This is a genomic window from Hyphomonas atlantica corrig. (genome assembly GCF_000682715.1).
Lineage (GTDB): Bacteria > Pseudomonadota > Alphaproteobacteria > Caulobacterales > Hyphomonadaceae > Hyphomonas > Hyphomonas atlantica.
This window is the reverse complement of the sequence record NZ_AWFH01000063.1, coordinates 43715-58520: the sequence shown is the minus strand read 5'-3', so window position 1 is coordinate 58520 and position 14806 is coordinate 43715. Positions and strand designations below refer to the sequence as shown.

13 protein-coding genes are annotated in these 14806 nt (G+C 56.8%); 9 read left to right on the top strand and 4 right to left on the bottom strand.

The annotated features are described in order from the left end of the window. Window positions 1-2: 2 nt before the first annotated feature. Complete coding sequence (locus tag HY36_RS18025) at window positions 3-2015, bottom strand: putative bifunctional diguanylate cyclase/phosphodiesterase (RefSeq protein ID WP_051602930.1); 2013 nt, start codon at window positions 2013-2015, stop codon at window positions 3-5. 170 nt (window positions 2016-2185) lie between these two features. On the opposite strand from HY36_RS18025, the gene HY36_RS17065 reads away from it, so the two are divergent. From HY36_RS17065 to HY36_RS17030, 8 genes are all read left to right on the top strand, one after another. Next, a complete protein-coding gene (locus tag HY36_RS17065; protein ID WP_035555553.1) occupies window positions 2186-2434 on the top strand; it encodes a DUF3297 family protein in 249 nt (82 codons plus the stop codon). A gap of 65 nt (window positions 2435-2499) precedes the next feature. Next, window positions 2500-3084 carry an NnrU family protein gene (locus HY36_RS17060; RefSeq protein ID WP_035555550.1) on the top strand — a complete coding sequence of 195 codons (585 nt, stop codon included), beginning with the start codon at window positions 2500-2502 and terminating at the stop codon, window positions 3082-3084. Between the two features lie 3 nt (window positions 3085-3087). After that, window positions 3088-3489: a GFA family protein gene (locus tag HY36_RS17055; protein ID WP_035555547.1), complete on the top strand. Its 402-nt coding sequence runs from the start codon at window positions 3088-3090 to the stop codon at window positions 3487-3489. 69 nt (window positions 3490-3558) lie between these two features. Next, complete coding sequence (gene panB, locus HY36_RS17050; RefSeq protein ID WP_035555544.1) at window positions 3559-4395, top strand: 3-methyl-2-oxobutanoate hydroxymethyltransferase; 837 nt, start codon at window positions 3559-3561, stop codon at window positions 4393-4395. Between the two features lie 69 nt (window positions 4396-4464). Beyond that, the gene (locus HY36_RS17045) at window positions 4465-5211 is read left to right on the top strand and encodes a hypothetical protein (RefSeq protein ID WP_035555541.1); all 747 of its coding nucleotides are present in this window, start codon (window positions 4465-4467) and stop codon (window positions 5209-5211) included. Next, window positions 5208-6557, top strand: coding sequence for a PQQ-like beta-propeller repeat protein (locus HY36_RS17040; protein ID WP_035555539.1), 1350 nt, complete (start codon window positions 5208-5210; stop codon window positions 6555-6557). The genes HY36_RS17045 and HY36_RS17040 overlap by 4 nt, the downstream gene beginning before the upstream one ends. 54 nt (window positions 6558-6611) lie before the next feature. Next, window positions 6612-8153: a ribosome biogenesis GTPase Der gene (gene der, locus HY36_RS17035; protein WP_035555536.1), complete on the top strand. Its 1542-nt coding sequence runs from the start codon at window positions 6612-6614 to the stop codon at window positions 8151-8153. Between the two features lie 89 nt (window positions 8154-8242). Next, a complete protein-coding gene (locus HY36_RS17030) occupies window positions 8243-9298 on the top strand; it encodes a methyltransferase domain-containing protein (RefSeq protein WP_035555768.1) in 1056 nt (351 codons plus the stop codon). Window positions 9299-9304: 6 nt separating this feature from the next. Here the strand turns inward: HY36_RS17030 and arfB are convergent, their stop codons facing one another. Further along, window positions 9305-9739 (bottom strand): alternative ribosome rescue aminoacyl-tRNA hydrolase ArfB, encoded by a 435-nt coding sequence (arfB, locus tag HY36_RS17025; protein ID WP_035555532.1) that lies wholly within the window; start codon window positions 9737-9739, stop codon window positions 9305-9307. Between the two features lie 140 nt (window positions 9740-9879). On the opposite strand from arfB, the gene HY36_RS18020 reads away from it, so the two are divergent. Further along, the gene (locus HY36_RS18020; RefSeq protein WP_051602929.1) at window positions 9880-10446 is read left to right on the top strand and encodes an RcnB family protein; all 567 of its coding nucleotides are present in this window, start codon (window positions 9880-9882) and stop codon (window positions 10444-10446) included. Window positions 10447-11166: 720 nt separating this feature from the next. Here HY36_RS18020 and drt3b read toward each other — a convergent pair. Next, on the bottom strand, window positions 11167-13098 hold the full coding sequence (gene drt3b / locus HY36_RS18015; RefSeq protein ID WP_051602928.1) for an antiviral reverse transcriptase Drt3b: 1932 nt from the start codon (window positions 13096-13098) through the stop codon (window positions 11167-11169). Next, complete coding sequence (gene drt3a / locus HY36_RS18275) at window positions 13091-14347, bottom strand: antiviral reverse transcriptase Drt3a (protein ID WP_081806267.1); 1257 nt, start codon at window positions 14345-14347, stop codon at window positions 13091-13093. The genes drt3b and drt3a overlap by 8 nt, the downstream gene beginning before the upstream one ends. Window positions 14348-14806 lie beyond the last annotated feature (459 nt).

Here is a 14806-nt window from a genome sequence, read left to right as displayed (position 1 = left end):
GCTCAGGCCACGTCGCGGCGCGGGACAGGAACCAGGGTGCCCATGCCCTCAAAGCTTTCCTCGCCCGTCAGGTAAGGCAGCATCTTTTCAGCCGTCAGCGGGGTCGAGAAATAAAAGCCCTGCACCAGATGGCATCCAGCCGCACGGACATGCTCCAGCTCCTCGCGCGTCTCCACGCCTTCGGCAACGCAGGCAATCGACAGAGACCGGCACAGACGGCTGATGGTCCGCACAAGGCCGAAGCTCTTGTCATTGCTCTCGATCGAGGACACGAAGCTGCGGTCAATCTTGACGATGTCGAATTCCAGCTCCTGCAGGTATCGCAGGGAAGAAAATCCCGTGCCAAAATCATCAAGCGCGATCTTCACGCCAAGTTCGCGGAACTTCATGAGGTTCTTGTGCACCTCGGTAAAGTCCGTCAACAGGGAGGTCTCGGTCACCTCAATGGAAATCCGCTTGCGCAAGCTTGGGGGCTGGCGGATCAGCATGGAGGCCATCAAATCCGTGCACTGCTGACTGTTCACATCCTGCGCAGACAGGTTCACGGCAATGCAGGCATTGTCCGGCCAGACTTTGAGCTGGGCAATCACCTTGCGGAACACGGCCAGCGTCATTTCCTGGGTCATGCCTGCCTTCTCGGCAATCGGCACGAACTCGCCTGGCGGCACCATGCCGATTTCCGGACTGTCCCAGCGCGCCAGCGCCTCGCACCGGCTGATCGTGCCATCATGCGTATCAATGATGGGCTGGAAGACGAGATGAATTTCACGGTCGAGCCGCGCATTCTTGAAGGCCTGATGGACAAGCACTTCGCGGCGCTTGCTTTCAGCGTGACGGGAGGAGAATTCCACCACCGCTCCGGCCGCCTGCTCTTTCGCGCGGAACAGCGCAAAATCCGCCTGCTCCAGAAGATCCTTGGCCGAGGCAACTTCAAAGCCCCGTGAGGACAGTCCGATCGAAGCCGACACACGGCTTGTATCACCGCTCGGCAGGATGACGGGATGGCCGACCTGCTTCACCAGCTCCTCGGAAAAGTCCAGCACATCCTTACGGCACATATCCCACGGCAGGACATAGGCAAACTCGTCCCCGCCAAGGCGCGCCACCACGCCGCCCCGCCGGGCAACTGCGGTCTTCAGGCGCGCGGCCGTCTCCACAAGCACAGCGTCACCTGCAGAATGTCCGAATACGTCATTCAACGGCTTGAAACCATCGAGATCAACCAGGCCGACAATCGGCATTTCGCCATCCGGGCACCGGTCGAAAAAGAGATTGATCTGTTCAAAGAACCGGCGGCGGTTCGGCAGGCCGGTCAACGTGTCGGACAGCGCCAGGAAGCGATTGGATTCGGCGAGGCCCGATGCGCGCTCATTCTCTGAAACCAGTTCGGAGTGGAGGTTTACGGACTCCACAATCCGCTGCTTGTGGGCATAGGACACTTTGAAGAACACGAGATAGGACACCGCCATCGGCACCACGATAAAACTGTACGACGCCGGATGGGCCAGAACGAACAGAGCGCTGAAGACGAACAAAGTGCCGATCAGGCCGATTGCCACGATGCGCGGGCGCGGCATGGAACACATCATGCCAACCGGGCCGATCAACCCCGTGAACAGGGCCAGCTGTGTCTCGCGAGCCCCTTCCGCATAGGGGAATAGCAGGCAAATCCATCCTCCCAGCACGATGAAAATGGTCACTGAGCCAATTTCCATGGCCCGGAAATCTCTTTTCGCCTTGTCCGGATCGGTGAAATCTGCCTGCGACATCTGCCAGTGACTGATGCGCAGGATACTCCCAACAATAAAGAAGGCGGGAATACCGAGTGTCAGGTAAAGCGGCGCAGCCTCAAGGAAGCACAGGCCCAGTGAAAACGCCGCAACACACAGCATGACATACAGCGCCGGCAGATTCTGGGTGGTCGCCCGAATCTGCTCCATCATCACGGCCTCATCCATGGACCGCGCATTGTGCAGCATGGCGCGATAGTGCTTGATGTCGGAAATTCTTTGCATCGACGATTCACTCTATTGAGCATCGACGCTTAAGCCCTGTTCTATAAAGCCCGGTTTAGGTGACGGAAAATTCCACAGCTTGTCGTTAACGCTACCTTCACAGTGTAAAACCGCGTCAGACTTACGTCTGGCCACTTGCTTTTCCCGGATTCGCTGGCAAAGAGCGAAGCATGACTGACACACTTCCAGACCGCCTCGCCCTAGACCCGGCCAGCAAGTATCACGATGCAGACCTGCTGCAGCGTGAGATCGGCGTACGCTTCAATGGCGTCGAGAAAACCAATGTCGAGGAGTACTGCATCTCCGAAGGCTGGATCCGTGTTGCCGCCGGCAAGGCTGTCGACCGCAAGGGCCGCCCCCTGACGCTGAAGCTGAAGGGCGAAGTGGAAGTGTGGATCAAGGACGAGCCAGAGAGCTGAAGGCCAACTGCTTTCTTCCAGAATTGAATGACTCGGCATAAACCTCTCACCGGGAGGAATTTGTCATGCCATATCTTGTCGCCGGACTGGTCCTGTTCTTCGGGGTCCATCTGTTTTCCGCTTTCCGCAGCCGCGCGCCGGGCAAGGATCTGCGCCAACGGCTCGGCTACGCGCCTTATATGGGCCTCTACAGTCTCGTGGCGATTGCGGGCTTTGTGCTGATCATCATCGGCTATGATCAGGCTCGCTGGATCGGCTCGCTCTATTTCCCGCCGGTCTGGGGCCGGCATGTCACGATGGCGCTGATGCTGCCTGCGATGATCGCCCTAGCCGCGGCCTACCTGCCCGCCGGGCGGATCAAGAAAGCGCTGAAACACCCCATGCTGGTTGCGGTGAAGCTGTGGGCGCTGGGCCATCTGATCGCCAATGGCGAATGGAATTCCGTCGTCCTCTTCACCAGCTTCCTCGCCTATGCCGTGATTGACCGCATCGCCGTCAAGAAGCGTGGGGACAACGGCCCTAACCCCGATGCGCCATCTTCCACACTGGGGGACATCGGCGCGCTCATTATCGGCATCGGGGCCTATCTGGTGTTCGTGTTCCACCTGCACGAATGGCTGATCGGCGTACCGGTCGTGCTGAAGGGCTAGCGGATGGAGGCCCAATGCGCCTGCGGCCAGCTGGTCGTCATCCTGCCCGAAGATGTGACGCCGGCTGTCGTTGCCTGTCATTGCACGGCCTGCCAGCGCCGCTCGGGCTCGCCCTTTGGCGTTGGCGCCTACTACCCCCGCGCCCTGCTCTCCTTCTCGGGCGATAGCCGTGCCTGGACCCGGCAGGCCGACAGCGGCGGCGCTTTCACCACCCATTTCTGCCCGGTCTGCGGCTCCAGCGTTTACTGGACCACGGAGAAGCACCCGGACGCGGTTGGCATTGCTGTCGGGGCCATTGCAGATCCACACTTTCCAGCGCCTGTCCGGTCTGTCTGGGAAGAGACCCGGCATGACTGGGTCGAGATCACCTCCGCCACCCAGCACTTCCCGAAAGGCCGCAGCTGACCGCCCGTCAATGGCAGGCCCGGCGTCCGCCGCTTGCTCGCCGGTCTGAGGCAGGCTAAGTCGCTGGCCATGTCGAAACAAACCCGAATTTCCCGCAAGACCGTCAAGGACATCGCCGCCGCCAAGGGCGGGGAGCCGCTGGTCTGCCTGACCGCCTATGACGCGCCGATGGCCGAGATCATGGACCCGCATGCCGATCTGATCCTGGTAGGCGACAGCCTTGGCATGGTGGTCCACGGCCTGCCCTCCACGGTCGGCGTCACGATGGAAATGATGATCCTGCACGGTCAGGCCGTCATGCGCGGCAGCCAACAGGCCTTCGTGGTCGTGGACATGCCCTTCGGCAGCTATGAGACCAGCGAGGATCAGGCCTTCCTGAATGCCGCGCGGATCATGAAGGAAACCGGCTGTCAGGCCGTGAAGATCGAGAGTGGCGCCTATGCCGCCACCCAGATCGCGCATCTGGTCGAGCGCGGCATTCCGGTGATGGGCCATGTCGGCCTGCGGCCGCAGGCAATCAATGTGGATGGCGGCTTCCGCGCCAAGGGCCGCACCGGCTCTGAACGCGATATCGTGCTGAACGAGGCCCGCGCGGCGGACCGGGCCGGCGCATTTGCCATCGTGATCGAGGGCGTCGCACGGGATCTGGCAGACGAGATCACCGCTGAGGTGAGCTGCCCGACCATTGGCATCGGGGCTTCGGCCAGCTGTGATGGTCAGGTGCTGGTCACACAGGACATGTTGGGCCTGTTCGACTGGGCTCCGAAATTCGTGCGCCGCTATGGTGACCTGCGCACCGACATAGATGCCGCCATTGGCAAGTTCGCCGCCGATGTCCGGTCCCGCGAATTCCCCGGCCAGGCAGAGACCTATTCCCTGCGAAAACCTGATGCCAAACAGCCCTGACACGTTGCAGCTGGACGCAGGCACGTCTAGGTTCCCCCCGAAATCAGATTACCCGATCGGAGCGCCCCGTTGAGCGACATTTTTGACGAAGTCGAAGAAAGCATCCGTCAGGACAAGATGGAAGGCCTGTGGAAACGCTACAGGCCGTTCATCTATGGCGCGGCGGCGCTGCTCGTGGGGGCTGTGGCTCTCAACGAATTTGTCCTGCGCCCGCAAGCCGAACAGGCCCGCAATGAGCGTGCCCTGGCATTCGAAACCGCGCTGAACCTGCTGGAGAACGATCAGTATGTAGAGGCCGAAGCCGCCTTCCGCGAACTGGCCGAAGGCAATGGCAAGATCGCCCCGCTGGCCGCGCAATATCTGGCGCAGACCCAGTATGAAGGGGGCGGAGACGCCACCAGCGCCACGCGCACCCTGTCGGCCGCCGCCGCCGTGGAAGGCAGCCCGTATGAGCGTCTGTCCATCCTTAAGACGGCCTATTTCTCGGTCGATACCCAGTCCATGCAGGATCTGGAAGCGACGCTCGGCAGTCTGGTCGAGGATGAAGGCCCGCTCGGCGCGCTTGCCCGCGAACTGGTCGCCGCCAAGGCCTTCGAGACCGGCGACATCGCCCGTGCCCGCACCGAGTTCAATCGCCTGCGCTTCGACGCAGCCGCCCCGGAAGGCGTGAAGCGCCGTGCCGAGATTGCACTGGCCGCCATTCCGCCTGCTTCTGCTGACGCAGACGAGGTCGACGCAGGCGCCACCGATGCACCGGACGACAGCAGCGCGCCTGCCGAGACCGATTCCGCCGATATTGAGGAGACTGGCCAATGAGGCTTTCCCGCCGTTTTCAGCTGACCGCGACCGCAACCGCCCTTGTTGCCCTGTCGGCTTGCAGCAGCATTCCCTTCTTCGGCAATTCCGGGGACGATGAGAAGGAACAGCTCGACAAGGCTGGCCGCGTCACCATGGTGCTGGCTGAGGAAGCCATCGAAGCATCTCCGGATCTGGCCACCCAGTCCATCGACCTGCCGGAAGCGCAGACACTGACCTCCTGGCCTGAAGCGGGCGGCACGCCTGCCAAGGCGCCCGGTCATGTCATCGCTGCGCAGGACATGAAGGTCGCCTGGCGCACCTCCGTCGGCAAAGGTTCCAGCAACAAATCCGCCGTGACCACGCCGCCCGTGGCCAGCGAAACCGCGATCTTCACGCTGGACGCTGACCAGACGATCTACGCCACAGACATGTCCAACGGCCGGACGCTCTGGAAAAAGGAACTCAAGGGCCTGACCAAGCGCGACAAGACTGCGCTCGGCGGTGGCCTTGCTGTGAATGGCGATACGCTGATCGTTGCGAGCGGCTTTGGCTATATCATGCGCCTCAACGCAGCAGATGGCAGCGAGATCTGGAAACGCGAACTGGGTGTTCCGATGACCGGCGCCCCGACCGTCAAGGATGGCTCGATCTTTGTGGCCTCCAATAATAACGAAGTTTTTGCACTGGATCTCGAAACCGGTGACACCGACTGGAGCGATCAGGCCATCGCGGAAACCGCCCGCGTTCTGGGCAGCCCGAGCCCGGCCGCCATCGAAGACTTCGTGATCGCGCCCTACTCTTCAGGCGAAATCATCGCCTATCTCGCGAACAATGGCCGCCGGCTATGGACCGACGCCATTTCGCAGGCCGGCCGCTTCACGCCGATTTCCGAGATCAACGACATCGGCTCCCGCCCGGTTCTGGCCGGTGGCCTTGTGTTTGCGTCCAGCCAGTCCGGCATTACCGTGGCGATTGACGGGCGCAGCGGCAATCGCGTCTGGGCCAAGCCAATCGGCTCGACCCAGGCCCCTGCCCTGGCATCGCAATACCTGTTCATCATCGGAACCAATGCCCGTCTGGCTGCGCTTGACGCTGGCACGGGCGAAGCCTTCTGGGTAACGGAACTGCGTCAGTACAAGAACGAGAAGAAGAAGAAAAAGCGGATCAGCTATGCCGGGCCGCTACTGGCCTCGGGCCGCGTGCTGATCGTGTCGTCTGATGGCGAGCTGCTGGCCTTTGATCCGCAGACGGGGGAGCAGACCGACTCTCTCGACATCAAGGACACTGTCTATATCGAACCCATCGCCGTTCAGGGGAAACTCTTCCTGCTGACCGACGATGCCAAACTGGTTGCCATTCAGTAGCAGGCCGCGCCGGGCTGGCGCGCCTCGCCTGAAGGCATTGAAGCGGGCTGAGCCATGCCATTGAAACTTGCCATCGTCGGACGCCCCAATGTGGGCAAATCGACCCTGTTCAACCGACTTGTCGGAAAGAAAATCGCGCTGGTCGATGACCAGCCGGGCGTTACGCGTGACCGCAAGCAGGCTGAAGGGTATCTTGCCTCCCTGCCGCTGATCCTGATCGACACGGCGGGCTATGAAACCGCCTATGATGACAGCCTCGAATCCCGCATGCGCCAGCAGACTGAAGCGGCCATTGCCGAGGCGGAACTGGCGCTGTTCCTGATCGATGCCCGCGTTGGCGTGACGCCGGAAGACGAGAATTTCGCGGCCCTGCTCCGCAAGGCAGACATTCCGATTGTGCTGGCCGCGAACAAGGCTGAAGGCAAGCAGGGCGCGGTCGGCGTGATGGATGCCTGGTCGCTGGGGCTTGGTGAGCCGGTCGGCCTGTCCGCAGAACATGGCGAAGGCCTTGCCGAACTGTTCGAGGCAATTCGTCAGGCACTGGGCGAGGAAGCATTCGAGCTGGCCCTGCAGGAAGCCGAACCGGATTACGATCCCCGCGCCGCCGAAGACATCATCGAAAAGCTGGCCCATATCGACATTGACGATCTCAGCGTCTCTGATGACGATCTCGTCGCCGCCATCGAAGCCGCTGACGTCGACATCGAACCAGAGCCCAAGAAGGACGATAAGCCGATCAAGCTGGCGATCGTGGGTCGTCCAAATGCAGGCAAATCGACCCTGATCAACCAGCTCCTGAAATCCGATCGCCTGCTGACAGGCCCTGAAGCCGGGATCACACGTGACTCCATCTCCATTGACTGGGAATGGGAAGGCCGCCGCATTCGCCTCGTCGATACGGCAGGGCTGCGCCGCAAGAACAAGGTTCAGGAACGACTGGAGCGCATGTCGACAGGCGAAACCATCCGGTCCCTGAAATATGCCGACATCATAGCGCTTGTCATGGACGCGCATGAGGCGATGGAAAAGCAGGACCTGCTGATTGCAGACCTCGCCCTGCGCGAAGGGCGCGGCGTTGTGCTGGTGATTTCCAAATGGGACACGGTCAAGAAGCCCGACGAGGCCGCACGCCATATCCGCGATCTGGCCAATCGCCTGATGCCAAACGCCGGCGGCGCTCCGGTAGTGTTTCTCTCCGGCCTGACCGGGAAGCATACGGACAAGCTGATGCCCGCCGTGGCAAAGGTGTATGAAGACTGGACCGCGCGCGTGAAGACCGGCGACCTGAACCGCTGGCTGCGCCATACAATCGAGCGCCACCCACCCCCAAGCGTGCAGGGCAAACGGATCAAGCCGCGTTACATGGCGCAGATGAAGGCGCGGCCGCCGACCTTCGTTCTGATCGCGTCACGCGGCGACCAGATGCCGGAAACCTACAAGCGCTATCTGGTGAACAATCTGCGCGATGCGTTCGACATGCATGGCGTGCCGATCCGCCTGTTCGTGCGTCAGGGCAAGAACCCTTACGCCGACAAGGCTGACGGCGCTCGAAAGCCCCAGCCAAAAGGCCCCTATCGCGGCAAGCCGAAAGCCTAAGCGCATCACACGCATCCGTGACTGGAAACAATACATCCAGCGCCCTAGGCTCTCTGGCGAAATGACAAACGGAGCGTGACATGAACCAGATGCAGGATGTGGTCAAAACCTATTACGGCGAAACGCTGACCTCGTCTTCAGACCTGAAGACTGACGCCTGCACGACAGATGCCCGCCCACCCGCGCACGTATCGGCTGCTCTCGCTGCGGTTCATGATGATGTGGCCGCTCGCTACTACGGGTGCGGCCTCGCCATTCCGGCGGCGCTGGACGGTCTGAAAGTGCTCGATCTCGGCAGCGGCGCCGGGCGCGATGTATTCGCCCTCGCCAAACTCGTCGGTCCGGACGGCCATGTCACCGGCGTCGACATGACGGATGAACAGCTGGACATCGCGCGGTCGCATGAAGACTGGCACGCGGAAAAGTTCGGCTTTGCCGCGCCCAATACGCGGTTCGTGAAAGGCGAGCTTGAGAAGCTGGGCGAACTGGACCTGGCACCGGGCTCCTTCGATCTGATCATCTCCAACTGCGTGATCAATCTCTGCACGGACAAGCCTGAAGTCTTCCGCCAGGCTCATCGCCTGCTCAAGCCGGGTGGCGAACTCTACTTCTCTGATGTGTATGCCGACCGCCGCATCCCGCAGGATTTGGTGAATGACCCCATCCTGTATGGCGAATGCCTGTCCGGAGCGCTGTACTGGGGCGACTACCAGTCCATTGCGCGCGCAGCAGGATTTGCAGATCCGCGAGTCGTGTCTCATCGCCGCCTCGGCATCATCGACCCCGTGCTCAAGGCAAGGGTGGAGCCGATCCGGTTTGCATCCGTCACCGCCCGCCTGATGAAGCTCGACGGTCTGGAGCCAGCCTGTGAGGATTACGGCCAGGCCGTCATCTACAAGGGCGGGATTGAGGGCATGGAAACCGTGTTCCGTCTTGATGCAGAGCACGAGATCGAAGCCGGCCGCGTCTTTCCCGTCTGCGGCAACACACTCGCCATGCTGATGGAAACGCGGTTCGCCCCATATTTCGATGTGGTTGGCCAGGGAGAGACCCATTTCGGCTTGTTTCCGGGCTGCGCAGCGCCGGATGTGTTCGCGGACACACAGGCATCCAGCGGACCTGCGCCCGTAGGCGGGTGCTGCTGACCGGTCCTAGTCCGTTGGATCAACATTTCCGCGCAAGGCCTTGATTTCCCCGCGACGTTTCTTGGCGGCGATGCGGCGTTTGACGCTGCCATAGGTTGGCTTTGTCTTGATACGGCGCTTCGGCTTTCGGCTGGCACGCAGGATCATTTCGGCAAGGCGCTTGCGCGCGGCTTCCCGGTTCAGGGCCTGGCTGCGATGCTCGGACGCCTCCAGCACCAGCCGGCCATCCTTTGTGATGCGATTGGCATAGAGCTTGGCAAACCGCGTCTTCACATCGGGCGGCAGCGATGATGCTTCGACATGCCAGGTCAGCTGGACCGCCGTCGAGACCTTGTTCACGTTCTGCCCGCCCGGCCCTGACGCGCGCACGAACGCCTCCGATACTTCCCAGGCGGGCAGCGTCAGCGTGTCGTTGATACGAATGTCTCCGAACTCGGCCATGGCGTTTCCTTAACATGGTGTTCAGCGAGAGTTCAGCCCCGCACATCTAGGTTCGCTGCATCAGCCCGCAAAACTGCGGGATCAGGCCGCCCCGGACCGGAGGTTCATTCCAGGGCGACAAGTCGGAGACGTAGCCTGCCATGAAACTTTTCAAGACCCTTACCACGCTGGTCGCCGCCACAGCGACGATCGGCCTTCTCGCTGCCCCAGCGGCCTATGCAGATCGCGGTCGCGGTGATCATCATCGCGGGGGTGGATATCATGATGGGGGCCATCGCGGCGGAGATCGCGGACACCGCAATGATCATCACCGCAGGGATTACAATCGCGGCCATCGCAACAACCACCACTACAAAAAAGGCCACCACGCGAAACGGCATCACTACAAGCCTGCACCGCGCCACGCCTATCGTGCCCCGCCGCGCGCGTACCGCCACTATGCTCCGCCACGCCATGCTTATTCGCGATACAGCCGCGCCTATGGCCCGTATTACCGGAAAGGCTACACGCCGCGTTACCATGTCGGCGGCTGGTACCGTCCGCACCAGCACACGGTCTATATTACCGATTACCACACCTATGGGCTCTATGCCCCGCCGCCCGGACATTACTGGGTGCGCGATCATCGCAGTGGCGACGCTGTGCTCGCCTCCGTCGCAACAGGGGCCATCATTGGCCTGGTAGTTGGCGCGCTGGCCTACGACTAGGATTTCCAGCCCTGTCGAAATCAGCAAGCCGCAGCGCCCGGGCCCCCTGCCCGGGCGTTTTTTGTGCGTCACGAAATTGTCTTCCAAAAAAGCCCGGAAGTTAACTTTGTAATGGCGCAAATCATGCTTAACTTTGATTCGTCCGGGATGGTTCTGGACAAAGTTCGTGCCTGTTGCACGCTTGAAAGGAGGTGATTCATGTCGAGAAATAAATTCCGACTTACATCGCCATCCTGCCAGGTCACCTGACCTCACCCGTAAACGATTGTTTTTTAACAGTTATTTCGTTTAATTTGATTGTAAATTTCGCCTATAAATTTGCCGACGAAATTTCGTTTCCCCCTCGTTTCCCAGAAATTTTTAGACCTTTGAGGGCTTCATTGCTGGCATAGTGAGCCACCGGGGTGCCAGATTCTAACGCCAGTGAGGTGAAGACCTTTCTAGCTAAAAAACAATCCACGTGACCGAATTATACGCCGACATTGGAGTAGAGCCTTACAGGTTAATATTGGAAGCAAGTAAATCGGGATCCCAATTTCTGGACGCACTAGATATACTCAAATGCGAGGCTGCCAAAGAACTGAGAAGTGTGTGCTCGCAAACGCACCAGACAAGTCCGATAGTTCTTGAGCCCCTATAGAAAATCCATAGGTAACCGCATTTTGGCAAACCTGCGTCCACCTCAAATTGGTGCATTCAGGATGACAGCCTCACCAGCTACTAAGCCCAAGCGTAGACTGGCTTCAATGTTTTTCTCCGCAGCAGGTGCGTTATACGCACTCCTCTCCAATCAACAAATCCAACGTGTTCGCCGACTTCCTCAGCGTCATTTTTGGAAATGGACCCGCCAAATATTTCATTGATTAAATCCATTTTGTCCTTCTTGGAAACATCGGGAGCACTCAAATAATCACAGAACAACAAATAGAGTTCTGAATCTGTCATTATGGATGATTTGCTGTCGACTAGTTTAGCATGAACTGCGGCATTCATACCCGCGAGTTCGTTGGCGAACATTGCACTGTCTTTGAGAAAGCAAAATTTACATGTGATATAAGAAAAGTATCTAGTGGGTTTTGCCGATGCCAACTCTCCAAGGTAGTCGGCGGCATAACCCGTTTTCAAAAAGTCTGCTCCCAGGTATTCTGCACCGGTTATGAGTAAATTGTAGAGCTCAATATTGCCATCCACATCTTCATCACCTGCTGAATTTTCATATGTTTGTGAGCGGATTATATCATTTAATTCGCTAGTCATCAAATGGGCCAATCGATCATAGTCTTCACGCGCACCGTCGTTATTGAGGCCCTGAACGACTGACACAATTTGGCATATGCTATAGGTTGATCTCACCCTCACATCTAAAGCGCAAATATAGAATGCCACTTCTAGTAGCGACGCCGCCATCTCCAACAATGCGTCTCTCTTCTCATCATCTGCACTTGATGAAATGGCTTCACACAAGTCAGTCAATTGTCGACGAACCACGGATAGAAGCCAACCACTCAATGAGCTGAACTCAACCGAACGAGCACTACAAATAAGTCTGATATCGAGGACACGGCGCCGAAGCTTGCCTGCTGCGCGTTTTATCTCACTCCCATCAGTACTGGAAATTACTCCTTGAACACAGTCACGCATGTAATCAATCAGTTGTTTCAACTCGCTACGTGCTAAACTGATATCGGAGACGAATGGACGAGACGATGTCTTTGTCTTGTTCGAATTGATGAATAACTTGTACTTCTCCAGCTCCCGTTCAATTACTCTTGCGATCTTGTCCAGCATCGGCTGGTCTCTAGCGAAAACGAAATAGTCGTCCACATACCTCCTGATTGAATAGTCTCGCTCGTGCTCCAATGGAGCCAACTGATTTGCGACTTGGCGGTCTATATCTTGGAAAATGATCTCGGCAAAAATTCTCGAACACTCTGGACCAACGACAATGCCGTTGGTCTCATTATAGTTTGTGCGCTGCATAAGCTTATCAAAACGAGCTTCGAACGAGTACGTGTCCTTCTGCTCTTTTGCGAAAGACTTATCCTTGGCGGCCCAAGTAATGCTGTGGGTATAGATGTTAAAAAAGCACCGACTGACATCGAGCTTTCGCATCAAAGAATAACGCTTCTCCAAGCGCCTGAACTCAGCAGATTCGATGAACTTCCCTAGTAAGTTGTATTTACGGTATGTGAAGTAGGACGCGAGATGAGACAGCTCAATTTGACTATCGTCTGAACCCACATGCGGAATTCCAAGTTTCAGAGTGTCCTTGGTCTGATTACCGATTTGGGCATACATTTGGGTTTCTGACACGGGGTGGCGCAACGACATTTCACTGCGATTACAGTAGTCCAACATCGACTGCTTGTAGTTTTCGTAAAACTCAGCAATCTCCATTTGATGGACCGGATGAATAATGCTTAGCGTAGTGGCACTCCCCTTCCCTTTCGATATTCGGTAATTGTACGGGATTGAATGGGAGGAGTTCCTTAACCGGATTTTTTTTAGGGTCGCTTCCACCTTGCTATCGATTTTTACTGATGCGAGTGAAGCGAAAAAATTCTCATTAGAAAAGATAACAGGAACCTCATAAGGCAACGTTTCTGTAAGTAGGCTCTTCCAACCTACGGGATTGTTTCCCGGACTAAGCATTCCGCCATCCTCGATTAATCTCACTAATACGCCTCGGGTAAAATCGCACTCGAATCCGAAGTTCGTATCCTTTGTTGAAAGACAGCCGCTTCATCTGAAGCAATTGCGAAGGAGTGATCCCGCCAGATATCTTTCTCAGCATGGAGTGATAAAACCCATCCAGTTCTTTCAACTCCCTGCTGTCATAGGCAGAACATCTCATGACTGATGATTTGTATTGATATTCTCCGCATAAGGGGTAGTTGAAATATATGCCGGAGAAAACGTTCCGACTGCTTCGAACAAATTCGGCACCCTGTCTTTGCACTCGGAAATTTGCAGACAGATACTTCACGCGATCCTTTAAGAGCCCCCAATCACCTGTTCTAGCATAGTCTTTGAACGACAAAATAACGCGCGATTGAATTTTTTTGAGCTTCCTTTGCGAGATGGATACTCGGACGTGGCGGCTATCGCGATTTCCATTCACTTGTTTCGCAGTAAACTCGTAGCCCAGATAATCCAGACTTCGCCCACCTAAATCTGCCTCCTTTTTCCCCGGAAAACACACTTCGTCCGATTTCTCTGGATTGAAGGTCATTGGCGTTGGTAGGTTATCGAGTAAAAAGCCAGAAACTTCTGATGACTCGCAAGTGGAGAACACGAGTATGTCGTCAGCAAACCGATAATACTTGTAAACCCCCCTAAAATCACGAACGCTTTGATCGAAAGTACGCATTGCCAGTTCCGAAATCAGCGCGCTGAGACCAATTCCCCTAGGCACCCCGTGATCTTTTTCCATGGGACAATGAGTTTCGAAAAATGTCTTCAAATAGGTCCGCACTAATGCCGAACTTGCCGTGTCATAGATCAACCGATCTCGAATAGCAGATATTGGAATGGTCTCGTAGAAAGATGAGATGTCACGTCTAGTCGCATGCATTGGAGTCCCATCAAGAAGAGTCTCCACAACTCCACGTACTATCTTATTTCGATTGGGAGTAACGACACGAAGCCTGTTGCGCAAATGCCTGGAGATCGCTCTGAGCAAAAGCACGGTATTGTAGTCGTTGTAGTAAGCGCAGGATTTCCCACGAATTTGGACCAGCGAGAACTGAGATAAATCTACGCTACCACTCCCGGCGGCGGCTGAAGCGCCAGCAATAATGCTATCGCGGTGCTCTTTTAGGTCGATTCCAAATTTCTGCGAATCGCCTGATCGGATCAAACTTGCCAGCGCCCTTTCGGAAAAAATGTTTCGGCCCGCCAAATGTAACCCCTCTTAAAACAAGCGTCATTTCTATGACTGCCTCACCAAACTTGCAACCAGCCGGAAAACAGAGCATCCCGAAAACGGGAATCAGTTTCTAATCCTCGAGTCTTTCTGGCATCAGAACGTCAGCCACCCGTGACTGTCAGACACCGCTTGAATCGGCTAATTCTTGCGAACAGCACCAAGGCAACAATGACTTCTTTACTTCACCCAAATATCATTTGAGCTGCGATGCAAATCGTGCCTAAATTTACGTGTTGTCGGTGGATTTCGTTTCCCAGTGGTTTCCCAGAAAGGTCGTTACCTAAGTCATTGATGACATTGGGGAATTAAATCGAAGCTTACAATTTTTGTGAGTAACCATTACAGTATGCGCCGATAACGCATTGTAATCAATGACTTTTTTTGAAAGGAGGTGATTCATGTCGAGTGAGAAAACCAGAGGGATCAACAAGT

Excerpts from the sequence above, each read along its gene's own strand:
- HY36_RS18025 (WP_051602930.1), bottom strand. The coding sequence starts at position 2,015 with ATGCAAAGAATTTCCGACATCAAGCACTATCGCGCCATGCTGCACAAT.
- HY36_RS17065 (WP_035555553.1), top strand. The coding sequence starts at position 2,186 with ATGACTGACACACTTCCAGACCGCCTCGCCCTAGACCCGGCCAGCAAG.
- HY36_RS17060 (WP_035555550.1), top strand. The coding sequence starts at position 2,500 with ATGCCATATCTTGTCGCCGGACTGGTCCTGTTCTTCGGGGTCCATCTG.
- HY36_RS17055 (WP_035555547.1), top strand. The coding sequence starts at position 3,088 with ATGGAGGCCCAATGCGCCTGCGGCCAGCTGGTCGTCATCCTGCCCGAA.
- panB (WP_035555544.1), top strand. The coding sequence starts at position 3,559 with ATGTCGAAACAAACCCGAATTTCCCGCAAGACCGTCAAGGACATCGCC.
- HY36_RS17040 (WP_035555539.1), top strand. The coding sequence starts at position 5,208 with ATGAGGCTTTCCCGCCGTTTTCAGCTGACCGCGACCGCAACCGCCCTT.
- der (WP_035555536.1), top strand. The coding sequence starts at position 6,612 with ATGCCATTGAAACTTGCCATCGTCGGACGCCCCAATGTGGGCAAATCG.
- HY36_RS17030 (WP_035555768.1), top strand. The coding sequence starts at position 8,243 with ATGCAGGATGTGGTCAAAACCTATTACGGCGAAACGCTGACCTCGTCT.
- arfB (WP_035555532.1), bottom strand. The coding sequence starts at position 9,739 with ATGGCCGAGTTCGGAGACATTCGTATCAACGACACGCTGACGCTGCCC.
- HY36_RS18020 (WP_051602929.1), top strand. The coding sequence starts at position 9,880 with ATGAAACTTTTCAAGACCCTTACCACGCTGGTCGCCGCCACAGCGACG.
- drt3b (WP_051602928.1), bottom strand. The coding sequence starts at position 13,098 with ATGCTTAGTCCGGGAAACAATCCCGTAGGTTGGAAGAGCCTACTTACA.